General features: G+C 61.6%; 21 protein-coding genes. 8 read left to right on the forward strand and 13 right to left on the reverse strand.

Going from position 1 to position 21,215, the window contains the following annotated elements; translation table 11 throughout:
• The first annotated feature begins 10 nt into the window (after positions 1-10).
• Genes CP49_RS17500 through CP49_RS17515 form a run of 4 tightly spaced genes read left to right on the forward strand, consistent with a single transcriptional unit; the run spans position 11 to position 3,918 of the window.
• Positions 11-952: a SurA N-terminal domain-containing protein gene (locus CP49_RS17500; RefSeq protein ID WP_057851557.1), complete on the forward strand. Its 942-nt coding sequence runs from the start codon at positions 11-13 to the stop codon at positions 950-952.
• Entirely contained in the window at positions 952-1,971 is a 1,020-nt protein-coding gene (pdxA, locus tag CP49_RS17505) for a 4-hydroxythreonine-4-phosphate dehydrogenase PdxA (protein ID WP_057851441.1), read from the forward strand. The genes CP49_RS17500 and pdxA overlap by 1 nt, the downstream gene beginning before the upstream one ends.
• The gene (gene rsmA / locus CP49_RS17510) at positions 1,968-2,825 is read left to right on the forward strand and encodes a 16S rRNA (adenine(1518)-N(6)/adenine(1519)-N(6))-dimethyltransferase RsmA (RefSeq protein ID WP_057851442.1); all 858 of its coding nucleotides are present in this window, start codon (positions 1,968-1,970) and stop codon (positions 2,823-2,825) included. Before pdxA ends, rsmA begins: the two co-directional genes overlap by 4 nt.
• Before the next feature lie 34 nt (positions 2,826-2,859).
• Entirely contained in the window at positions 2,860-3,918 is a 1,059-nt protein-coding gene (locus tag CP49_RS17515; protein ID WP_057851443.1) for an alcohol dehydrogenase, read from the forward strand.
• A 128-nt stretch (positions 3,919-4,046) separates the two neighbouring features.
• Here CP49_RS17515 and CP49_RS17520 read toward each other — a convergent pair whose 3' ends face one another.
• The 3 genes from CP49_RS17520 to CP49_RS17530 form a co-directional block, all read right to left on the reverse strand.
• Entirely contained in the window at positions 4,047-4,478 is a 432-nt protein-coding gene (locus CP49_RS17520) for a DUF6766 family protein (RefSeq protein WP_338060363.1), read from the reverse strand.
• A gap of 594 nt (positions 4,479-5,072) precedes the next feature.
• Positions 5,073-5,813: a class I SAM-dependent methyltransferase gene (locus CP49_RS17525; RefSeq protein WP_057851559.1), complete on the reverse strand. Its 741-nt coding sequence runs from the start codon at positions 5,811-5,813 to the stop codon at positions 5,073-5,075.
• 97 nt (positions 5,814-5,910) lie between these two features.
• On the reverse strand, positions 5,911-6,807 hold the full coding sequence (locus CP49_RS17530) for a LysR family transcriptional regulator (protein WP_057851444.1): 897 nt from the start codon (positions 6,805-6,807) through the stop codon (positions 5,911-5,913).
• Between the two features lie 221 nt (positions 6,808-7,028).
• Between CP49_RS17530 and CP49_RS17535 the strand changes: the two genes are divergently transcribed.
• Together CP49_RS17535 and CP49_RS17540 are read left to right on the forward strand one after the other, a co-directional pair.
• On the forward strand, positions 7,029-7,808 hold the full coding sequence (locus CP49_RS17535) for a carboxymuconolactone decarboxylase family protein (RefSeq protein ID WP_057851445.1): 780 nt from the start codon (positions 7,029-7,031) through the stop codon (positions 7,806-7,808).
• Positions 7,809-7,912: 104 nt separating this feature from the next.
• Entirely contained in the window at positions 7,913-8,302 is a 390-nt protein-coding gene (locus CP49_RS17540; protein ID WP_057851446.1) for a putative quinol monooxygenase, read from the forward strand.
• A gap of 126 nt (positions 8,303-8,428) precedes the next feature.
• Here the strand turns inward: CP49_RS17540 and CP49_RS17545 are convergent, their stop codons facing one another.
• Entirely contained in the window at positions 8,429-9,178 is a 750-nt protein-coding gene (locus CP49_RS17545; protein ID WP_057851447.1) for an SGNH/GDSL hydrolase family protein, read from the reverse strand.
• A gap of 282 nt (positions 9,179-9,460) precedes the next feature.
• On the opposite strand from CP49_RS17545, the gene CP49_RS17550 reads away from it, so the two are divergent.
• Positions 9,461-10,078: a hypothetical protein gene (locus CP49_RS17550; RefSeq protein ID WP_057851448.1), complete on the forward strand. Its 618-nt coding sequence runs from the start codon at positions 9,461-9,463 to the stop codon at positions 10,076-10,078.
• A gap of 376 nt (positions 10,079-10,454) precedes the next feature.
• Here the strand turns inward: CP49_RS17550 and CP49_RS17555 are convergent, their stop codons facing one another.
• Entirely contained in the window at positions 10,455-11,480 is a 1,026-nt protein-coding gene (locus CP49_RS17555; protein ID WP_156438495.1) for a RelA/SpoT domain-containing protein, read from the reverse strand.
• 1,124 nt (positions 11,481-12,604) lie between these two features.
• Between CP49_RS17555 and CP49_RS17560 the strand changes: the two genes are divergently transcribed.
• Complete coding sequence (locus tag CP49_RS17560; RefSeq protein WP_057851450.1) at positions 12,605-13,732, forward strand: hypothetical protein; 1,128 nt, start codon at positions 12,605-12,607, stop codon at positions 13,730-13,732.
• An 18-nt stretch (positions 13,733-13,750) separates the two neighbouring features.
• Here the strand turns inward: CP49_RS17560 and gmk are convergent, their stop codons facing one another.
• The 8 genes from gmk to CP49_RS17600 all read right to left on the reverse strand — a co-directional run bounded on the left by gmk (position 13,751) and on the right by CP49_RS17600 (position 21,180).
• A complete protein-coding gene (gene gmk, locus CP49_RS17565) occupies positions 13,751-14,404 on the reverse strand; it encodes a guanylate kinase (RefSeq protein ID WP_057851451.1) in 654 nt (217 codons plus the stop codon).
• A gap of 3 nt (positions 14,405-14,407) precedes the next feature.
• Positions 14,408-15,295, reverse strand: coding sequence for a YicC/YloC family endoribonuclease (locus tag CP49_RS17570; protein ID WP_057851452.1), 888 nt, complete (start codon positions 15,293-15,295; stop codon positions 14,408-14,410).
• Between the two features lie 127 nt (positions 15,296-15,422).
• Positions 15,423-16,694, reverse strand: coding sequence for an endolytic transglycosylase MltG (mltG, locus tag CP49_RS17575; RefSeq protein ID WP_057851453.1), 1,272 nt, complete (start codon positions 16,692-16,694; stop codon positions 15,423-15,425).
• Between the two features lie 127 nt (positions 16,695-16,821).
• Positions 16,822-18,087: a beta-ketoacyl-ACP synthase II gene (gene fabF, locus CP49_RS17580; protein WP_057851454.1), complete on the reverse strand. Its 1,266-nt coding sequence runs from the start codon at positions 18,085-18,087 to the stop codon at positions 16,822-16,824.
• A 96-nt stretch (positions 18,088-18,183) separates the two neighbouring features.
• A complete protein-coding gene (locus CP49_RS17585) occupies positions 18,184-18,423 on the reverse strand; it encodes an acyl carrier protein (protein WP_008969609.1) in 240 nt (79 codons plus the stop codon).
• A 305-nt stretch (positions 18,424-18,728) separates the two neighbouring features.
• On the reverse strand, positions 18,729-19,466 hold the full coding sequence (gene fabG, locus CP49_RS17590) for a 3-oxoacyl-[acyl-carrier-protein] reductase (protein WP_057851455.1): 738 nt from the start codon (positions 19,464-19,466) through the stop codon (positions 18,729-18,731).
• 21 nt (positions 19,467-19,487) lie between these two features.
• Positions 19,488-20,441, reverse strand: a complete 954-nt coding sequence (gene fabD / locus CP49_RS17595; RefSeq protein ID WP_057851456.1) for an ACP S-malonyltransferase — start codon at positions 20,439-20,441, stop codon at positions 19,488-19,490.
• A 112-nt stretch (positions 20,442-20,553) separates the two neighbouring features.
• On the reverse strand, positions 20,554-21,180 hold the full coding sequence (locus CP49_RS17600; protein ID WP_057851457.1) for a LysE family translocator: 627 nt from the start codon (positions 21,178-21,180) through the stop codon (positions 20,554-20,556).
• Positions 21,181-21,215: the final 35 nt, after the last annotated feature.

Genomic DNA, 21,215 nt, shown 5'->3' on the forward strand with positions numbered 1-21,215 from the left:
TGACATGACCATGACGATCATTGCGCTTCCCACTCGCCGACTTTGGTCCCTGATCGCCGGCTGTGCCGTCGCGATTGCCGTGCTCGCCGGCGGCGTTTCACCGCTGCGGGCACAGTCCGTGGTCGTGATGGTCAATGGCGAGCCCATCACCAGCCTCGACATCGAGCAGCGCACCAAGCTCAACTTCCTGACCACGCGGAAGCAGATGCCCCGGCAGGAAGTGATCGACGAGCTGATCAACGAAAAGGTGAAGATCAAGGAAGCCAAGAGATTCGGTGTCGATCCTACCGCGAGCGATATCGATCAAGCCTATGCGCAAATGAGCCAGCGGATGCGTCTGTCGCCCGAACAACTGACCAAATCCCTGGAGGGCGGCGGTGTCCGGCCGGAAACGCTGAAGGCCCGCCTCAAGGCCGAGATGGTCTGGGGCAGTCTGGTGCGCGGCCGCTTCAAGGAGAGCCTGCAGGTCGGCGAAAAGGAAGTTGCCGCCGCCGCCCAGGAAGGCGGCGAACCGACCCAAACCGAGGCATTCGAATACAAGCTGCAGCCGATTGTCCTGATTGTGCCGCGCGGCTCGGCACAAAGCGCGGTCGACTTGCGGCGCAAGGAAGCCGAAACCCTGCGCGAGCGCGTTCAGACCTGCGAACAGGCCAACTCCTACTTCAAGTCGATGCAGAATGCCGCGATCCGCGGCCTCGTCACCAAAACGTCGGCCGACATCCCCGGCCCGCTTCGCGAACTCCTGGACAAGACGCCGGTCGGCCGTTTGACCCCGCCCGAAATCACCAAACAGGGCGTGGAGATGGTGGCGCTGTGCGACAGGAAGCCGACCAAGATCGACACGCCGAAGAAGCGGGAAATTCGCGAAAAGATGTACACCCAGAAATACGAGGCAAAGTCGAAGTCTTACCTGGCCGACATCCGCAAAGCCGCGATGATCGAATATCGTTGATGGCCAAGGATCTGAAGGCGACGCCCCTTGCGCTGACATCCGGTGAACCTGCGGGCATCGGCCCCGACATCGCCCTCGCCGCCTGGCTGCGGCGCAGCGAATTGGACCTCCCGCCGTTCTATCTGCTCGGCGATCGCGCGTTCTTTGCCGACCGCGCCAAAATTCTGGGACTGCAGCTCGAACTCGCCGATGCCGTCCCTGAGGAAGCCAGCGCGGCATTCGCGAAAGCCTTGCCCGTGGTGGCAACGGGCGAAACAGCCACGGCGCGCCCCGGACAACCCGACGATACCAGCGCGAACGCCGCCCTCGCCTCCATTCGCCAGGCCGTCGACCATGTCCGGACGGGGCGAGCCGGCGCCGTCGTCACCAACCCGATCGCCAAGAGCGTGCTCTACCGCGCCGGATTCCGTCATCCCGGCCACACCGAGTTTCTCGCCGAGCTTGCCGCCAATGGCGGCAGCGTGCCCCAGCCCGTGATGATGCTGTGGTCGCCGGCGCTCGCCGTCGTTCCCGTGACCATCCACCTCTCGCTGCGCGAGGCGCTGACCCAGCTATCGAGCGAGCTGATCGTGACGACCGCCCGGATTGCGGTCGCGGATCTGAAAGCGCATTTCGGGCTGGCCCAGCCGCGGCTCGCAATATCGGGCCTCAATCCGCATGCCGGCGAAGACGGCTCGCTCGGCAGCGAAGACATCGACATCGTCGCGCCTGCCGTCGAAACGCTGCGTGCGGAAGGTATCGACGCCAGGGGTCCCTTGCCGGCGGATACGATGTTTCACGCCGCGGCGCGCAAGACCTACGACTGCGCCGTCTGCATGTATCACGACCAGGCGCTCATCCCGATCAAGACGATTGCGTTCGAGGACGCCGTCAACGTCACGCTAGGCCTGCCGTTCATTCGCACCTCGCCGGACCACGGCACGGCCTTCGACATTGCCGGCACCGGCAAGGCCAACCCGTCCAGTCTCGCCGCGGCACTGCGGCTCGCCGCGCGCATGGCGACGACCAAGCCTTTATGAGCGCGATCGACGATCTGCCGCCGCTGCGCGAGGTCATCCGCGAACATTCCCTGTCGGCACGCAAATCCCTCGGCCAGAACTTCCTGCTCGACCTCAACCTCACGGCGCGGATTGCACGCGCCGCGGGCCCGCTCGAAGGCTTAACCGTCATCGAGGTCGGCCCCGGTCCCGGCGGACTGACGCGCGCGCTGCTGGCGCTGGGCGCCAAGCGCGTCATTGCGGTCGAACGCGACGAGCGCGCGCTGGCCCCGCTCGACTATATTGCCAAGCGCTATCCCGGGCGGCTCGAAATCGTGCATGCCGACGCCCAGCGTTTCGATCCGCGCCCGATGCTGGGCGGCGAGCGGGCCAGGATCGTCGCCAACCTGCCCTATAATATCGCGACCGCGCTCTTGGTGGACTGGCTCTCGATCGAGCCGTGGCCGCCCTGGTACGACATGATGGTGCTGATGTTTCAGCGCGAGGTCGCCGAGCGGATCGTAGCAAGAGAGAATGACGAGGCCTATGGCCGGCTCGCGGTGCTCGCCAACTGGCGTACTGAAACCAAAATCCTGTTCGACATTTCTCCGGCCGCTTTCGTGCCGCAGCCCAAGGTGACCTCCTCGGTGGTGCGGCTGGTGCCGCGCAGCGCCCCTGAAACCTGCGACCGCCGTGCGCTTGAACAGGTGGCGGCCGCGGCCTTCGGCCAGCGCCGGAAAATGCTTCGGCAGAGCCTGAAATCGCTGTCGGTCGATCCGGCCAGGCTGGCCGGGGCTGCACATATCGAAGCAACGAGGCGCGCCGAAACCATTCCGGTCTCGGGCTTTGTTGCCATGGCCCGTGAATTGACCGATATACGAAGCACAAAATCGTAAACGTCCTGAAGAAACGTGCTCAAGGAGAAACGCCATGGCGCGAATGGTCCGCCAGTCCCTCGTCAAATTCGATGCGCCATTATGCGAAACTATCGTCGACACGCCGAAGCCGATTGGACGCGAGGTCCTCGTCCGCATCGAACGTTGTGGTCTCTGCCATTCCGACCTGCACATCCAGGACGGCTATGCCGATCTCGGGGGCGGCAAGCGGCTCGACACCACGCGCGGCATGACGCTGCCGTTCACGCTCGGGCACGAGATCGCAGGTGTCGTCGATGAAGTGGGTCCCGATGCCTCGAAGGACCTGATCGGAAAGAAGCAGGCGGTATTCCCCTGGATCGGCTGCGGCCAGTGTCGCGACTGCGCCAATGGCGACGAGAACCTCTGCGTCAAGCAGCGCTTTCTCGGAGTCTCGATCGATGGTGGCTTTGCCACCCACGTACTGGTGCCCGACGCCAAATATCTCTTGGATTACGATCCGCTGCCGGTCAATCAGGCGGCGACACTGATGTGCTCGGGGGTAACGGCCTATGGCGCGCTGAAGCGGCTGGCCGATCGTCCGCGGCAGCGCAATCTGTTGCTGATCGGGCTCGGCGGCGTCGGCATGATGGGGCTTTCGTTCGCGCAGGCGATGTTCAAGCAGAACATTACGGTCGCCGATCTCTCCCCTGCCGCGCGCGAAACCGCGCTGCAGAACGGTGCTGCCGTCGCCTACGATCCGGCCGAGCCCGAAATCGTCAGGCGCATCCTGAAAGAAACCGAGGGCGGCTTCGACGGCGTCGTTGATTTTGCGGGTAATGAGAAATCAATGGCGTTCGCCGTGGCGACCATTGCGCGCGGCGGAAAGATCGTGGTCTCCGGCCTGATGGGCGGCAATTTCAGCCTGCCGATGGTGCAATGGGTCTACAAGCGCATGACCATCGAGGGCTTCATGGTCGGCACGCTCGCCGAGGCCAAGGAGTTGATGGCGCTCGCCCGCGCCGGCAAGATCAAGCCGACGCCGATGAAGGAAGAGCCGATGGCCGACGTCCAGAAATGGATCGACGAGCTGCGGGCCGGCAAGGTCGTCGGGCGTATCGTGCTGAAGAACTGAGAGCCGGTTCGCCCGCCTCATTGAGATGACGGTGCGTTCGTCCCGCGCCGTCACTTTGGCTTGAGCATGATCTCCGCGCGCGTGCGCAGAAAGCACGAGCCTAACCGGCGAGCGCCGCGCGTTCCAAGTTATCGTCCGCGCTCCAGCTCCTGCACAAAGCGGGTGTCGGTGTGCCGGCCCTCATACGCGTCATCGATGCGCTTGAGCAGCTCATCGCCTTTCTTTGGCTCGACGGCCAGCAGGATCGCGTCGATCTTCGCCTCCATCCGGTCGTCGCCTTCCTTTGATTGCGGCGAGCCTACGTGCAGGAGGATGGCGAGCCCGGCAACCTGCCACATCAGTTGCAAGAATTCGGATTGCCAGTTTTCCAAGGTGTCTCGCATCATCTGCATCGTATAGGCGCCAATCTCGATCGGCTGCTGGTGCGCCTGCTGCTCGTCGACGTAGGCAAACCAGCCGAAGATCCAGTGGCCGGAGAGCGTGATGACGAACAAGGCGCCCGTCACCCAGGCGAATCCAAAGCGTTTCCAGATTGAATGTCGGGTCATGATCAAGGACATCCTTTACTTAAGGTTAGCCCTTCAATGGCGGCGACGTGGTCGTGTTCCGAAGACAACCGCGGCATCAGCGAAGTATTCACCGCCGCGGTCCGCGATGCAGCCGGCCTTGTTCTCCAGGCCAAGTTTCACCTTCGCAATAGATCGGCCAAAGCACTAAGCTGCACTGCGAACGGCCTCAGCGCGGGGGAAGAGCTGAGGCCGTCTTCGCCGGATCTGTGCCGGGGCAACCCGGCACCAAAACTCAATTTTTCCCGGCCAGTTTAGTTCCAAAGCGCTCAGCTTGCTGCACGGTCGATCGTAGCCAAGGCTTCGAATTCGGCTGCTCTCTCCAGGTGCTCTGAGACGCTGCGCATCTCATCCTCGTCATTTCGGAGGCTGCAGACCCGGTGATTTCAGCCACTGGCTCATATGCGCTGCGGTTTCAGCGAGCCGGGCCCGCCTCAATAGCAGTTCCTGAGCGGTCCCGACGGGAACTTCTCGGTTTTGGCTCAGGTGGCGGCATTTGAGTTGAGGGACCGGCAGCGGCTTCATTGAAGCCGCTCATCGCAAATAAATTGTCGGGTACCGTGTCATGCGGCACGGGCGGCTCGACCTTTACCGCGTTTCCGTCTTTCGCGCTGAGACCAGGAGCATCATCGGCCGCTCCAGCTCTTCCGCCAATTCGGGCGAGCGCTCGATCTGTTCGCGCGTCGGGGCGAATTCCTCGACCCGGCGCAACTCGAAGCCCGCATCAATCAGCGTGTTGAGCGTCGTGCCAAGGGTCCGGTGATACTTCAGCACATCGTTGGCGAACCAGTCCGTGCGGCGCTCGCCCTCGACCGAGTAGCCGTTAACCGGCCAGGTCTTGCGGCCGTCTTCGTCGGCGATCCAATGCGGATGCGCCGCAGCCATGAAGATCGGATGCTCGATCGTGAAGACCAGATCTCCGCCGCCGACCAGCGCCTTGTGGATCATGCGCGTGAGGCGCCGGAAATCCTCGACATAGTGAAAGGTCAAGGCGCTGTAGACGAGGTCGAAAGCCGCTTCGGGCAGTTCGAGTCTCTCGAGATCGGCGAGCAGATATTCGATGGCCGGGTCCGAGGTATCGAGCTTGGCGCGCGCGATCATGTTCTGCGACAGATCGAGGCCAAGCACCGAGACCGCGCCCTGCGCGCGCATCCAGCGCGAGACCCAGCCGAAGCCGCAGCCCAGATCGGCCGCGCGCTTGCCGGCTAGCGCGGGCAGCATGGCCTGGACAGCCGGCCATTCAGGCGCGCCACCCAGCCCATGCACTTGGCGAGGCAACTGGCTGTAGCCCGCGAAGAAATCGGGATTGTCGTAGATATTCTGTGCCACGTTTATCTCCATGATGGAGGTCGGCATTGGCGATGATGTCCGTAGACCTTCTCGGTCCAGTCCGACGGGCGCGCCAGCGTCTTTCGTCCTATCCGACTTATCCTCGGAAGCGAAGCGCATCCACAATCAATGAGAACGCCGGGGAAACTTGTCGCCGGCTGGGATAGTACAGGTGATACCCGGAGAATGGCGGGCACCAATCCGAAAGAACGCGGACAAGTTGCCCCCTCGAAATATACGGCTGCACGTGGCCTTCGGTGAGGTAGGCTAGCCCGAAGCCCCGCAGAGCTCCTTCCAGGAGGAGGCCCGCGCTGTTGAACACAAGCTGGCCTTCAACACGAACGTTGACCTCTCGCCCGTTCTTCTCGAATTCCCAGGCGTAAAGGCTGCCGCCATGGGTCGGCAGGCGAAGGTTGAGGCAGTTGTGGCCTGTCAGGTCCTGTGGTGTCCGGGGCCGCTTGCGATCAGCGAAATAAGACGGCGAGCCTACGACGGCCATTCGCAAATCGGGACTGACCCGAACCGCGATCATATCCTTTGCAACAAGTTCGCCTGGCCGGATACCTGCATCTACCTGCTGCGCCACGATGTTGGTGAGCCCGTAGTCGATAATCACCTCGACGTGAATCTCAGGATACTTCGGTAGGATCTTGCGCAAGGCAGGCAGCAAAATTTCTGTGGCAGCATACTCTGTCGCGGTAAGGCGGATGGTCCCGGCCGGCCTTTCGCGGAGTTCGCTCAGTGCAGCAAGCTCTGCGTCCATCTCGTTGAACTTGGGACCGATACTTAGGAACAGCCGTTCTCCGGCCTGCGTTGGTGTCACGCTGCGCGTCGTCCGGTTCAACAGCCTGAGGCCTAATCGGTCCTCCAGGCTGCGAATGATCTGGCTGAGCGCCGATTGGGTCATTCCGAGCTTCGCGGCAGCCCGGGTGAAACTGCGCTCCCGCGCCACCGCAAGGAAGGCGAGGAGGTCGCTCGCGTCTTCGCGTTTCATTGATAAGCCTGATTAATGATTGCAGTTAGCTTCTATCACCTAATCAAGGAACGACGGAAGGCTTAGGTTCGGATCAGCAATCGGGCCCGGCGGCGTTTCGGTAAGGAGACAGGGTCAATGTGGACTCCAATGAATTCCTCGATCCGCCTACTCGCCAGGAGCTGTGAACACGTTCGTATCGCTCCCGTCTCTGCGCGCATCCACCAACGAGGAGAGTGTCCATGAGAGTGCTTGCCGCTGCGGCCCTATTCTGCCTGTTTGGTCAAGCGATGGCGCAGACACCGACAACCCCGGAAGGAGCAAAGCCGATGCTCACATCCCAGGACATTCGGGCCGTCGCGCCCGCGCTCGAAAGATACGCGCAAGGTATCGTGCTGGGTGACCTCTGGAAGCGGCCCGGTCTTTCTCCCCGGGATCGTAGTATCGTCACCGTCGCCGCGCTCATTGCCCGCGACCAGACGGTCGAGTTGCCAAACTATCTCAATCTCGCGATCGACAATGGCGTAAAGCCCGCGGAGATCTCGGAGATCATCACGCACTTGGCCTTTTATACCGGTTGGGCGAACGCAATGAACGCGATTCCGCCCGCGAGGGAGGTTTTCGCGAACCGCAACATCGGAGCGGACCAGGTCCCGCCGGCTTCCGGGCCGCAACTTCCCCTGGACGAGGCGGCGGAGTCACAGCGCGCGTCGCGCGTCGAACAGCAGTTCGGCCAGATCACTCCGAGCCTCGTCCAATACACGACCGACGTGCTGTTCCGCGATCTCTGGCTGAGGCCGGGCCTGGCTCCGCGGGACCGCAGTCTGGTCACGGTCAGCGCTCTCGTCGCAACCGGACAAGTCGCTCAAATCACGTACCACCTCAATCGCGCGATGGATAACGGATTGAAGCGGGAAGAAGCCGGGGAGCTGCTCGGCCATCTCGCCTTCTATACCGGCTGGCCGAACGCGTTCTCCGCCGCGCCGGTCGTCAAGGACGTGATCGAGAAGCGGCCTCGCTAGGATGACGGTCAGCACATACTCGCGCCGGGGAGCAGTCGCCGCTGTCGCGGCCGGTCCGTTCGCGTGGACCCGCTGTTTCAGGCGCGCGGGCGACGGAGAGTGAAATGGAGATCCGGCAACTTCTCGCCCTCGGTGCCGCTATACTGGCGCTAGGATGTGCGCCAGCTATCGCTCAGGATAGCAAAGAGCCTTACGTGCGAGTGGCGGAAATCGAGATCGATCCGGCTCGTCTCGAGGTCTACAGGGCGGCAGTGAAAGAGCAGATTGAAGCGGCTCTCCGGCTCGAACCCGGAGTGCTGGCTTTGTATGCCGTGACCGACAAGGAGAATCCAGCTCGCGTCTTTGTCTTCGAGATGTACGCTGATGTGGAAGCGTACAACGCACACCTCGAAACCGATCATTTCAAGAAATACAAGGGCACCACTCAGGACATAGTGAAGTCACTCAAGCTTCGCGACACGGTGCCAATCCTGCTCGGCGCCAAGCCCAGATAAGGAGGTCAATGTGGCTATGGCCTTCATCGGCGCGTTTCAACGCCCGAACTAATGTTACCTTGCCGGACAGGCAAATCACTTGCGTGTTTTCCGGACTCCTCTGTCCAGAATTGCGGTCCAGTACGCTTAACTTGCCGGTGATGGTCGCGAAGGCATGGCTACCGATGACCGTGCCTTGTCGACGCCGCCGACGATCGCGAGCCTCATCGCCCACGCCACACGATGCGTGACCCAGTCGCTGTCGTGCAGCCTGTGCTCATCCGTCGGGTCGACCATCCGGTCGAACGAGACCTGCTCAACCTGATACAAGCCCTTCATGAATGCGAACCGGCGGAACACATTGACGCCGGCGTCCCGCGCCAGTTCGCTGATCGCCCCGACCATCGCGATCGCCTTGTCCTTCTTGGCCGGGGTCAGCACGGCCGGCACATATTGGAGGTCCATCAGGATGACGTCGGCCTGTGTCTGGCTGCGCAGTTTGACCAGTCCATCGCGGATAGCGCTGGTGGTTTCGTCGAAGGACGGAGGTGGAGGATTGGAGTTCGGGCTTTGCCAGACCGCATTCGTTCCAACCTGCCAGATCACCAGATCGGGCTTCTCGGCGATGACGTCGGTATCGAACCGCTCAAACTCGATCGGCGCTTCCTGACCGCCGATCCCCTTGTTGACCATGGCGATGTTAGCCTTCGGATATCCGTTCTGGAGGAACGACAGCAGGCGCCCCGGATAGGCCGCGATATCGCCTCTACCCGCCGTCGTCGACGATCCGATCGCGACGATCTTGGCCTGTCCTCGGGCGAGACTCTGCGCAAAGTGGGTCAGGCCGTGCTCGAATGGAATTGGCTCAACCGGAATCTGTGAGGGATCGCCGTCCATGGGTCACCAGTTTGTTGCAGCCGAGACAACGTGGAGTAGAAGAATAGCGCGCCACCGCGAGATCGCCTAGCCAGCGCGGAACTACGGTGACAGTCCAGAACTGTCACCGTAATCTTGCTTCCACTGATATTGCTGCTTCAGCGCCTTCCCTTCCGACGTCACGTAGCGCTAGGCAAACCGGCCACGGCACGCGAGACCGTAGATGTGCTGGGTGGACTTAGGCTCGCCCGAGAGTAGTATGGATAAATTCACTCATTCATTGTACCAAGGATACGATTAGAGATGTCGAAAGCGCTCTTCATTTTCATAGTACCGACTCTCGGCGGGCTGTTCTTCATCGGTGTTCTTGCCTTGGTGGTGAATTTCTTTGCGTCGATGCTCGGCCGTACGCCGTATCAGAAAAGCGTGACCAGAATAACTAAGGAGCGTGACGAAGCTCAGCGAGAGAATGCGATTAGATCGGATATCTCTGAAAAGGAAAAGGTGGCGTACGAGGTACGAATTGATCAAGAGTTTGCGCGATCGTTGGATGCAGTAGAAAGGCTCACGTCAGTTGCAAACCAGACCGCACGGTGGGCGTTTGCAGCCAGTGGGACAGCGGGTCTCATATTGCTCGCTATGCATTACTTCGATGTACTGAAATGGATGTTGGCCTCGGCTAGCTTTCTGACGACAGCAGCTTTTGCGGCGGAGACTCCGAAGCCTGAGCTTACCGGCTTGCTGCCGTACGTTGCCGCGGGTGTCATTGCGCTTATGGCAGTGTCATTTCTCATCGCGTTGGGTACTCTCATGATCCTCAAAGACACAAAGGAAAATCAAGCGCGTATAAAGGCAGCCGATAATCTTGTGAAGACGTTCGGTGGCTTTTTCACCGGGCTAGCGACAACTCTTCTTCGTTGAAGAAGAAGGCACCCGTCGAGACTGGTGCTAGTTTTAATGCGGCAAAACAGGTTGCCGCGATTTGATTTGAGCCGAGCGTCTCAATTGGTGCACTAAACTTGCCAATGATGCCCACGAAGCCACAACGTCTCAATTGAATGCACCATAACAACAAATTCTTCAAGAAGGCGGCCTCGAAGATTATGCGAGCAGCGCTGCCTTGAGATCTATGTCTGTCGGATACGACCTTTACCGATAACTCTCGGAGACGCCAGAATCGCACGCAGAGCGTTTACAAACACGCCCGTATCCAAGAAGTAATTCGGGTAAGCTTGACGAAGGGAATTCATTGAATCCACGGACACCAACACGGCATCAGAATTTGGACTGGTATCCTTTATCTTTTTCTCGACTTCCAAATACTTTGCGGTCGCCTTTTCCGATTCGCTCTGTTTAAAGAAATCTCGACTAAGTAATAGTGGGTATTCTTGGATTGTTTCGATTCATAATACTGAAGCGCCGCGCCGAAGGCCTGTAGCCTGCTTGCTACTTCCAAAGATTTCGCATGCTCGCGGATTTCTTTGACAAGCTCTGAGTATCCGCTTGGAGTGCCGGGGACCGGCGCAGTGTTTTCTCGGAACGCCAACGCCGCTCCCATCAGGGCAAAGAATCTAAGCCACTCTTGCTCGCCAACACTTGACTTCAAAGCTTGACGAACAAATGCGCCGACGGTCTCAACAGCCGTCGCCCACGCGTGTTGCAATTGCGACCGCAGCTGCATCTCGATCTTCAGCGAGTTGTAGTCCTGCCTTCTGTCGGAATGATATCGATAAATTAGGTGCACGCCGCGGTACCCGGAATCCTTTGGCGTGTCGATGTAGTTGTCAGTCTCATGCAGGATATGTTTTAGGTCGCTCTCTGCGTAGCTCTCGCATAATTTTGCAACGCCCTGCGCGGTTGCAACGATAGCGCGACAACCTCCAATGTCCTGCATTTGAGAGAGGGTCATGGTCGGAAAGCGACGAAGCTTGGCTTCGATTGAGGCTAGACGCTTAATCCTCTGTGCGGTGATCGCTTTGGGATCAATAATCTTTGCTCGGCGCTTGAGACCGATATGAAAGGTGTTGAGCGGAAAGTTATGCGATGAGCGCCAGTTGTTGATTATGTCCAGCGCCGCAAAATAGTCCTTCGCCCACGCGTGATGTGCGTCATTCCCGGTATGCTCTTCGCCCCTCTCTGCCGCAGACCAATCAAAGGGCGGCACCTCGGCAAGGAGCATTTTCCCACCCCAGTTAACGCGCTTCTTGGCGTGCTTTGGAACAGCCCAATCCATTTCCGGAAGCCATAAATCGTCATCGCACCCATCCCAACGATCGGCGCACAATGCAACGGACGGCCATAGCGAATCGACCGCGCCACCCACGGTAGCACCGGCTGGCTGGGTACTGCTCGGATTACGGTGACAGTGAAATTACGGTGACAGTGCTGGACTGCACTTAACTTGCCATGAACCCCCATCCGCAACGTTTCAATTGAGTGCACTCAACAGTCTGCACCCTCACGCGATTTTCTCCCGCGCCCCAATCACTGATTTGCCCGACATGGCAAGAAACTTATTTCGCGCCTCGTGAAGTTTTTCTCTTAACGCGGTACCCAAATCAAATCTACAACTCCCGCTATCCCGTCCCGAGAAGAGGGGCGTTGGCCATCGTCACGAACGTTGGGACGGGTTGCGGTGGACGCGGCAGCGTCGGGCGCGAGAGGTGTTCGCAGGGCGGTTCTTCCGTGAGCGGGCACACCGCGTAGACGACCGACGCTTAAACGCCTCAGTCGAAACTTCTTCCGGCAGCATGCGGGCCGGTCGAGGCGTATGGCGCGAGGAAGCTGCGGACGGCAAAACCGTGTGGTCCTGGCACCCGTTGCTGGTGTCAAGCCGGCGGAGGTTTGCAAAGCCCAACCGGGCGATGCGAGCCGCCAATTCGCCGGCGACGGAGGCAAGAGGAATTCGTCTCCGGGGAGAGCACGGCATAAGCCGTAAAACCATCGCGCAGGGAAGGCCGGGTGTTCCGGCGCACCTGCGGTCCGCCGTGTGCATTTTTGCGCACGACTGCGGGTGCTGAGGGCACCCGGCTTTCCCTGCGCCCTCTGCTTTCAAGAGGGCATCGCAGATCGCACAACTTCGGGCGCAGCGCGCCGCGAGATCGCAATGTCGTATCCAGCGTCGGCCGCCTCTATCGAAAACATCGCTCCAGGGTTTGAACTGGGCCAGTACCGGCCGTTTTTCGGGCCGCAGTGGCTCCGGTTCGTTCGTGCGATCGGACGGCTGTACCGGACGCTGGACCGCTTCTAAACAGTAGACCGCCCGAGCGGCAGAAAGGCCCCTATTTTCCACCGATTTTTCATGGCTTTAGCCTGCCCCAATTGCGGCAGCGCGCGAGCCCCAATTATACCCCATCCGCTCCGGATTTGTGGCGCATTGCCACCCAAGTCTCTGACCAGATTGGCGGCAATCAAGCGTCGCGTAGCGTAGCGTTGCCGGGGATACAGATGTCGAACCGTTCCGTGAAATTCGTCCCGGCCCTCTTTGCCGGTATTGTGGCAGGAGCCAATCTGGCCACCGTGACGGATCTCTCGGCCCAAGTCATAGCAACGGCAGCGGAAGCCGCCACGCCAGCGACCCAGGCCGCCGCCGACGGTTGCCTCGCCGCGCCGAAGGGCGCGACCCCCTCGGGCAGTCATTGGTACTATCGCATCGACCGCGTCACCAAACGGCAATGCTGGTATCTCCGGGAGGAGAGCGAGAAGGCCGACGACAAGTTCGCGCGCGCCGCCCCGCCGGCCTCGTCCCAGGCGCCGTCGTCGGCAGCCGCAGAACCGGCTCCGGCGCAGGCGCCAGCGATCACAAGCAAGTCGGTCGCCGACGCGCGTGCCGAATGGATCTCCCAGCAAAACCGCACTGATCCAAATTCGCCCGCCAAGGTCGAGCGAACGGTGGGTGCAGCCCCGGCGCCGACCGCTCAGAATGTCCAGCGCGCGAACGTGCCGAACGTGCTCGCGCCGGCACCGCTGGCGACGATGCGCTGGAACGACGCTCCCACCGCGCGTGCTTCAAGCAATCCAGCCGATCTCCAGGTCGCCGCCGCCAACGCGCCCGCAGACCAGCCGCCGCAGGCCGTGGAAGCGCAGCAGCCCGCAACAGATCAGGTTACCGCTGCCTCAGCGGAGCCGGCGACGGCAAAGCCGACCGCATCGTTGCAGATGCTGCTTCTGGTGATGGCGGCTGCCCTCGCGCTGGCAGGTCTCACGGTTAGCGCGATCGTCAGGATCGGCCGCATGCGGGCACGCCGTGCTATGCGCCGCAAACGGCGCGCGATGTGGGACTCTGCAAAGATCATGCGGCGTTCGCCGCCACCGATGTTCCATGACGAGGAGGCCCGGCTGCAGCGAACCGAAGGCGTGCACCATCCGCGCGTGCCCCAGGAAAGGACAACACGCGTGCCCAAAGAGCGGCCACGCGTACCTCAGGAGCGGCCACGCGCACCTCAAGAGCGGCCGCGCGTACCTCAAGAACGGCCGCGAGCACCCCAGGAGCGGCGACACGCGCCCCAGGATCGGGAGCGGGAACGGCAGGTTACGGAAATGCTGTCCCGGCTTGCCCGCAGCGCGCAGACTTAACTGAGACGAAAGCGGCGGCTATTTTTCCAACTGGCGCCGCAATCCGAGAACGAAGTCTGAAAGGCCTACTTGCCGTTCTCGCTTCAACTGTTCCGCGCGCAGGATTGATTTCACGGCTTCGAAGGCAATTCCGATATTGTCATTGACCACAATGTAATCGTAGGCATCGAAATGGCTCATCTCGTCGCCGGCCTTTCTCATACGGCCGCGGATGATCTCTTCGGAATCTTGCGCGCGTGTGTGCAGTCGTTGTTCGAGTGCGGATACTGACGGCGGAAGAATGAAAACACTGACCACATCTTTCGGCGACCGGTCGCGCAGTTGTTGAGTGCCCTGCCAGTCGATATCGAACAGCACGTCCTGCCCGGACGATAATGCCGCTTCGACCGGCGCGCGCGGCGTACCGTAGCGGTTGTCAAATACGGTTGCCCACTCCAGCAGTTCGCCGTTGGCGACCATCGTCTCAAATCGTGTATGATCGACAAAGAAGTAGTCCTTGCCGTGAACCTCACCGGGCCGCTTCGGCCTCGTGGTAGCCGACACTGACATCTGCAGCGCAGGTGTCTCGGCAATCAGCATGCGCGACAACGTGGTCTTGCCCGCGCCCGAAGGCGATGACAACACGAACATCAGCCCGCGCCGCTCAACCCCGTCGAAACCAGAAGCCACCATCCATCACTCCAGATTCTGGACCTGCTCGCGGAATTGCTCGACCACGTTCTTCATCTCGAGCCCGGTCTGGGTCAATTCCAGATCGTTCGATTTGGAGCAGCAGGTATTGACCTCGCGGTTGAATTCCTGGGCGAGGAAGTCGAGCCGCCGTCCGACCGGCCCGCCCTTGCCGATCATTTCGCGGGCCTGCGCGACGTGCGAGGCGATGCGGTCGAGCTCTTCGCGAATGTCGGCCTTGGTCGCGATCAGAATCGCTTCCTGATTGAGCCTATCAGGGTCGAAGCGCTCGGAAGTCTCCAGCAGCGCCGCCACCTGCTCGGCCAGGCGCGCCCTGATCGCCTCCGGCTTGCGGCCGGGCGCGGCCTCGGCCTTTTTCGCCAGTCTCTCGATCTCGTCCATGCGCTGGATGAGAATCTGTCCAAGCGTCACGCCCTCGCGGCGCCGCATCTCGACCAGATGAGCGAGCGCCTGCTCGAAGGCGGCGGCCGCCGCATCCCTTGCCGCCTTGTCTTCCGCCTCGTCACTTTCGGGATCGACGACCTCGATGACGCCCTTGATGCCGAGCAGCCCGTCGATGCTGGGCGCCACCGCGTCGATTTTTCCGGCGAGTTCGCCTGCAACCCTTACAATCGCGGACAGCACGTCTTCATTGATGCGCACGGTGGAGACCGCATTGGCGCGTTTGACGCTCAGGTTGGCGTACACCGTGCCCCGCGACAGCACCTCCGCGGCGCGCTTTTTGGCAAAGGCTTCCAGTTCATCCCAGCCGGGCGGCAGCCGCAAGCGCAGGTCAAAGCCCTTGGCGTTGACGGACTTCAACTCCCATTCGAACGTATAGGGGCCGCTGGCGCCGTGGCTCCGGGCAAAACCGGTCATGCTCGATAGCGCCATCGCGTAATACTCTCCAAAAGACAGGGATTTCGAGACTCGAAAGGAACGGCGAGACCTTAAGCCGATTTCCGCCAAAGTGGAATTACGTTCCGGCGATGGCGGGAACGCCGACTGAGCCGGCCGGGGGTCAGCGCTGAACCACCGGCGGCGTCGTGGTCGACTGCTCAGCACCCTGGCGGGCCGGTGCCGCCGCAGGACGGGGCGGCTTTTTCGCTGGCGCCGCTGGCCGTGGCGTCGTCGCGGTTGGATTGGTGTCGGCCGGTGCTCCCCCCGCAGTTGGCGGCGGTGCATCCTCTGATGGTTCGACGGTATCGTTCTGAATCTGTTTTTCGAGCGCCCGCAGCTTGACGACGTTCTTCTGGTGCTGGTCGTAGGTTTCGGTGAAGGCGTGCCCGCCGGTCCCGTCGGCCACGAAGAACAGGTCGCGCGTGCGCGCCGGGTTGGCCGCCGCTTCGAGCGAGGCGCGGCCCGGATTGGCGATCGGCCCAGGCGGTAGACCCTCGATCACATAGGTGTTGTAGGGCGATGGCTGCGTGATCTCGGAGCGCTTGATCGGCCGGCCCAGCGTCCCCTTGCCGCCGACCAGCCCGTAGATGATGGTCGGGTCGGACTGCAGCTTGATCCTCTGCCGCAGGCGATTGGTGAATACGGCGGCCACGCGGCTGCGCTCGTCGGCCCGGCCGGTTTCCTTCTCGATGATCGAGGCCAGCGTGATGAGCTGCTCTGGCGACCTGACCGGAACGTCCGGATTACGGCGCTCCCAGATTTCGGCGAGCACCCGCTTCTGGGTCTGCTGCATGCGCTGGATCACCTGCTCGCGCATAGTGCCGCGCGGGAATTTGTAGGTTTCCGGCAGCAGCGTGCCTTCGCGCGGCAATTCCCGCACCGAGCCAGCGAAGATGTCGTTGTCGGTGAGTCGCGCCACGATCTGCTCGGACGTCAGGCCTTCGGGAATGGTGACGGCGTGCTGCACCACCTTGCCCTCGACGATGGTGGCGATGACTTCGCGCAGACTTGCATTCTTCTGGAAGGAATATTCGCCCGGCTTGAGGTCGGAACTCGCCTTCAGCGCAAACACGCCGCCGATGAATACCCAGGGATTGACGTTGATCACGCCTTCGCGCAGCAGCGCATCGGCGATATCGCGCTTGCCGGCGCGCGAGGGAATGTTGACGATCTTGTCTTCCTGAAGCGGGCCCGGCGTTTCCAGAATTTGTCTGCCGTAATAGTACACTGTTCCCGCCCCGATCATCAGAATGATCAGGATGGTGAAGATGGCATTGCCAACCACGACGAACGGATTGCGGGCGCGCTCCGACCGTTTCGGCGGCGGCGGCACCTGCTCGGGCTCCAGCGCAGCGCGCGGGCTTCGTGGTGAAATGGGCGGCCTCTCACTCATCGATGCAACCTGAATCCTGTCGGTTCAATCGCGGCCGGGCAATCCTCTGCCCAGCCGATAGCATACGCCCGCAATGTAGAAGTCATCGCCGAATACGGCAAAACGGTGGAGTAGTTCTAAACACTTGTTAGTCAGCCACGCGCTGCAGGATCACGGACGCGTTGGTCCCCCCGAAACCGAAGGAATTCGACAGCGCGACGTCAATGTCGCGCTTGCGCGCCGTCTGCGGCACCAGGTCGATCGCCGTTACCACCGACGGATTTTCCAGATTGATGGTGGGCGGAGCGATGTTGTCGCGAATCGCAAGGATGCTGAAAATGGCCTCGATCGCACCGGCAGCACCGAGCAGGTGCCCGGTCGACGATTTCGTCGACGACATCGACACTTTGGAGGCGGCGTTGCCGAGCAGCCGCTCGACGGCGCCGAGTTCGATTTCGTCGCCGATCTGCGTCGAGGTTCCGTGCGCATTGATGTAGTCGATGTCGGACGCTGAGATTCCGGCACGCTTCAGCGCGGCGGTCATGCTGCGGAAGCCGCCATCGCCATCCGGCGCTGGCGAAGTGATGTGATAGGCATCGCCCGACAGGCCATAGCCCAGCACTTCCGCATAGATCTTCGCACCGCGCTTTTTCGCGTGCTCATATTCCTCGAGCACCACGATGCCGGCGCCCTCGCCCATCACGAATCCATCGCGATCCTTGTCATAGGGTCGCGAGGCTTTTTGCGGTGCGTCGTTGTAGCCGGTCGAGAGCGCGCGCGCGGCGCAAAAACCCGCCATCGCCAGCCGGCAGATCGGCGATTCCGTTCCGCCCGCGACCATCACGTCGGCGTCGCCGAGTGCAATGAGGCGGGCACCGTCGCCGATCGCATGCGCGCCGGTCGAACACGCCGTCACGACGGAATGATTGGGACCCTTGAGGCCGTGCTCGATCGAGACATAGCCGGAAGCGAGATTGATCAGTCGCCCCGGAATGAAGAATGGCGAAACCCTGCGCGGCCCGCGCTCCTTCAGCAGCAGCGAGGTTTCGGCGATGCCGGACAGGCCGCCGATCCCCGAGCCGATCAGGGTGCCGCTGGCGCATTTGTCTTCCTCGGTCGAGGGATGCCAGTCGGCGTCGTCGAGCGCCTGGCGCGCCGCAGCCATCGCATAGATGATGAAGTCATCGACCTTGCGCTGTTCCTTCGGCTCCATCCACTGGTCGGGATTGAAGGTGCCATTGCTGCCGTCGCCGCGCGGAATCACACAGGCGATCTGGCTGGCGAGATCGGCGACTTCGAACGTATCGATCTTCTTGGCGCCGCTCTGGCCGCTCAGGATACGCGTCCACGTTGCGTCAACGCCGCAGCCGAGTGGCGTAACCATGCCCAGCCCCGTGACGACAACCCGCCTCATATCAAAACTCCAACCCGAAAACGGCGGCCCAAAACAAGAAACCGGGGGACCGTTCGACAACGGCCCGTCCGGCTCTGTCTCTACCCGCCCGGGACGTCAGCTCTTCGCGTTCTTCTCGAGAAACTTCGTGGCGTCGCCGACAGTCAAAATCGTCTCGGCGGCGTCATCGGGAATTTCGCAACCGAACTCTTCTTCAAATGCCATCACAAGCTCGACGGTGTCGAGGCTGTCGGCGCCGAGGTCGTCGATGAAACTTGCGTTGTCGACAACCTTATCGGGTTCAACACCGAGGTGTTCGACCACAATCTTCTTAACCCGCTCGCCAATCTCACTCATCGTTCAACCTCGTGCTTGTTCCAATGGACCCGACCCCAAGACGCTACAGAGACGCTACGAGCTATCGTGGTCGTTAAACTTCCTTCGCTATCGCGCATAGTCTTGATTCGGCCCGGTGGTAGCCGACAAAGCCCCGGCGAACGGCAGGCGTCGCCACGCCAATATACAGGGTTTCAAAATCCTGCAATGGCCTTGTTTGCCCATCCGTCGAGGGTTCGGTTATCATACTTCCCAAGCCTTGACTACAAGCCTCGCCCGCCCCGGAAAACGGCCTTTTGGCCGCATCGATCGGGGCAATAACTCGCTCAAATCATGGCCATTCCGCCGTTGACGTGAATCGTCTGGCCGGTGACATAGGCCGCTTCGTTCGAGGCGAGATAGACCGCTGCCGCCGCGATGTCCTCCGGCGTCCCCAGCCGCGCCGCAGGAACCTTCGTCAGGATCGTCTCGCGCTGCTTGTCATTGAGCGCGTCGGTCATCGGCGTCTTGATAAATCCCGGCGCGATGCAATTGGCGGTCACGTTGCGCTTGGCGTATTCCGCGCCCAGTGTCTTGATCAGGCCGATGATTCCGGCCTTCGACGCGGTGTAGTTGGCCTGGCCGGGGTTGCCGGTCACGCCGACGATCGAGGTGATCGCAATGATCCGGCCGAAGCGTTTGCGCATCATCAGCTTGGTTGCCGCGCGGGCGAGACGGAAGGTCGCGGTCAAATTGACCTGGATGACGTCGTCCCAGTCCTCGTCACGCAATTGCACGAAAAGATTGTCGCGCGTGATGCCGGCATTGGCGATCAGAATATCGACCTGCCCCATCGCGGCTTCCGCCGCCGGCACCAGCGCCTCGACATCTGCGCTGTCGGAGAGGTTGCACGGCAGCACGTGGACGCGATCGCCAAGCTTGCCGGCAAACGAATCCAGCACCTCGCGGCGCGTTCCGGAAATCGCCACCGTCGCGCCCTGCCCATGCAGCGCTTGCGCGATCGCCCCGCCAATGCCGCCCGTCGCGCCGGTCACCAGCGCCGTTCTACCCGTCAAATCGAACATCAATGTCTCCTTCCGGGAGCTTTAGGCTGAAGCCGCCAATGCGTCCTTGGCGGCGGCAATGTCGTTGGGTCCCCCGACCGGCACGCCGACCGCGCCGTCGGCGATGCGTTTGACCAGACCGCTCAGCACCTTGCCGGCGCCGATTTCGAAGAACCGCGTGACACCATGCGCGGCCATGTAGGCCACCGACTCGCGCCAGCGGACGGTGCCGGTGACCTGCTCGATCAGGCGGCGGCGAATCTCGTCGGGATCAGTGATCGGCGCAGCCAACACGTTCGACACCAGCGGCGAGGCCGGCGCCTTGATCGTCACCCCGGCCAGCGCCTCCGCCATCGCATCGGCCGCGGGCTGCATCAGCTTGCAATGAAACGGCGCGGACACCGGCAGCAACATCGCGCGCTTGGCGCCCTTGGCCTTGGCGATTTCCACCGCACGGTCGACGGCCGCCTTGTCACCGGATACCACCACCTGCCCGCCGCCATTGTCGTTGGCGGCCTGGCAGACTTGCCCCTGCGCGGCTTCGTCGGCAACCGCCATCGCCGCCTCATAGTCGAGCCCGAGAAGTGCCGCCATGGCGCCGACGCCAACCGGCACCGCCTTTTGCATCGCAAGGCCGCGGGTACGCAGCAGGCGCGCGGTATCGCTGACGCTGAGGCTGCCGGCCGCAGCCAGCGCGGAATATTCGCCAAGCGAATGGCCGGCGACGAAGGCCGCATCCCGCCCGACGGAAAAGCCCGCCTCGGTCTCCAGCACCCGCAGTGTGGCGATCGAGACGGCCATCAGGGCCGGCTGGGCATTTTCGGTGAGCTGGAGGGTTTCGGCCGGGCCGTCCCAGATAATGGCGGTCAGCTTCTCGCCGAGCGCCGAATCAACCTCGTCGAACACCGCCCGCGCGGCCGGAAAGGCTTCCGCCAGGGCCGTGCCCATACCGACCGCCTGGGAACCCTGCCCCGGAAAAGTAAATGCAGCCGTCATCGGCGCTCCCTCATTCGAATGGGGCCGTAAGACACTGACCAAGGCGGGGATGTCAAGCCGCGGTGCGGGATGACATGCCGTGGGGAAGGTTGGGAATCGGGGGCGGCCAGGTTTAGCGTTCTTGCAGCGCTAATCGGACGCCTAGAGCGCAATAGATGCCGCCAACTACCTTGCCCTGCCATTTTAGCACGGCGGGATTTCGACGGAGAAAATTTCCCAGTCCTCCCGCGCACACCGCAAACACCACAGTACTGCCGAGCCCCAACAGGACAAAAAGGATCCCCAGCATCGTCAATTGAAGCATGACCGATCCGTTTTCGGGCACCACAAACTGGGGGAGGAACGCGAGAAAAAAGAGCGCGGTTTTTGGGTTTAGCACCTCTGCCAGAATAGCCTGCCTGAATGCCTTGCCGGCCGAGATTGGTAGCGCGCCGGCCGTCAGATTTGCCGGCGTTCTCTCAAGGATTGCGCGAATGCCGAGGTAAACGAGATACGCTGCGCCAATGTATTTGATGATGCTGAACAGCAAAGCCGACGTGGCAATGATCGCCGAGATGCCGACGATCGCCATAAAGGTATGAATCACGTCGCCAGCGGCGATCCCGACGCCGGTAGCTATGCCCACCTTGGTGCCCGAACTCGTTGCCCGTGCAATGGTGAGGAGCGTGGCGGGACCCGGAATGAATACAAAGCCGAGCACAACCGCCGCATAAGCAGCCAAGGTGGTCAGATCGATCATACGCTCGCTCCTTCACGGCTATTGTCGCCCAGGGA

This window comes from Bradyrhizobium valentinum (assembly GCF_001440405.1).
Taxonomy (GTDB): domain Bacteria; phylum Pseudomonadota; class Alphaproteobacteria; order Rhizobiales; family Xanthobacteraceae; genus Bradyrhizobium; species Bradyrhizobium valentinum.

Coding starts and splice junctions, on each gene's coding strand:
- fabF (WP_057851454.1), bottom strand. CDS start 18,087: ATGAGGCGGGTTGTCGTCACGGGGCTGGGCATGGTTACGCCACTCGGC.
- CP49_RS17500 (WP_057851557.1), top strand. CDS start 11: ATGACGATCATTGCGCTTCCCACTCGCCGACTTTGGTCCCTGATCGCC.
- gmk (WP_057851451.1), bottom strand. CDS start 14,404: ATGGTGGCTTCTGGTTTCGACGGGGTTGAGCGGCGCGGGCTGATGTTC.
- CP49_RS17535 (WP_057851445.1), top strand. CDS start 7,029: ATGAGAGTGCTTGCCGCTGCGGCCCTATTCTGCCTGTTTGGTCAAGCG.
- CP49_RS17515 (WP_057851443.1), top strand. CDS start 2,860: ATGGCGCGAATGGTCCGCCAGTCCCTCGTCAAATTCGATGCGCCATTA.
- mltG (WP_057851453.1), bottom strand. CDS start 16,694: ATGAGTGAGAGGCCGCCCATTTCACCACGAAGCCCGCGCGCTGCGCTG.
- CP49_RS17540 (WP_057851446.1), top strand. CDS start 7,913: ATGGAGATCCGGCAACTTCTCGCCCTCGGTGCCGCTATACTGGCGCTA.
- CP49_RS17545 (WP_057851447.1), bottom strand. CDS start 9,178: ATGGACGGCGATCCCTCACAGATTCCGGTTGAGCCAATTCCATTCGAG.
- fabG (WP_057851455.1), bottom strand. CDS start 19,466: ATGTTCGATTTGACGGGTAGAACGGCGCTGGTGACCGGCGCGACGGGC.
- CP49_RS17560 (WP_057851450.1), top strand. CDS start 12,605: ATGTCGAACCGTTCCGTGAAATTCGTCCCGGCCCTCTTTGCCGGTATT.
- CP49_RS17600 (WP_057851457.1), bottom strand. CDS start 21,180: ATGATCGATCTGACCACCTTGGCTGCTTATGCGGCGGTTGTGCTCGGC.
- CP49_RS17530 (WP_057851444.1), bottom strand. CDS start 6,807: ATGAAACGCGAAGACGCGAGCGACCTCCTCGCCTTCCTTGCGGTGGCG.
- CP49_RS17570 (WP_057851452.1), bottom strand. CDS start 15,295: ATGGCGCTATCGAGCATGACCGGTTTTGCCCGGAGCCACGGCGCCAGC.
- CP49_RS17550 (WP_057851448.1), top strand. CDS start 9,461: ATGTCGAAAGCGCTCTTCATTTTCATAGTACCGACTCTCGGCGGGCTG.
- fabD (WP_057851456.1), bottom strand. CDS start 20,441: ATGACGGCTGCATTTACTTTTCCGGGGCAGGGTTCCCAGGCGGTCGGT.
- pdxA (WP_057851441.1), top strand. CDS start 952: ATGGCCAAGGATCTGAAGGCGACGCCCCTTGCGCTGACATCCGGTGAA.
- CP49_RS17520 (WP_338060363.1), bottom strand. CDS start 4,478: ATGTCCTTGATCATGACCCGACATTCAATCTGGAAACGCTTTGGATTC.
- CP49_RS17585 (WP_008969609.1), bottom strand. CDS start 18,423: ATGAGTGAGATTGGCGAGCGGGTTAAGAAGATTGTGGTCGAACACCTC.
- rsmA (WP_057851442.1), top strand. CDS start 1,968: ATGAGCGCGATCGACGATCTGCCGCCGCTGCGCGAGGTCATCCGCGAA.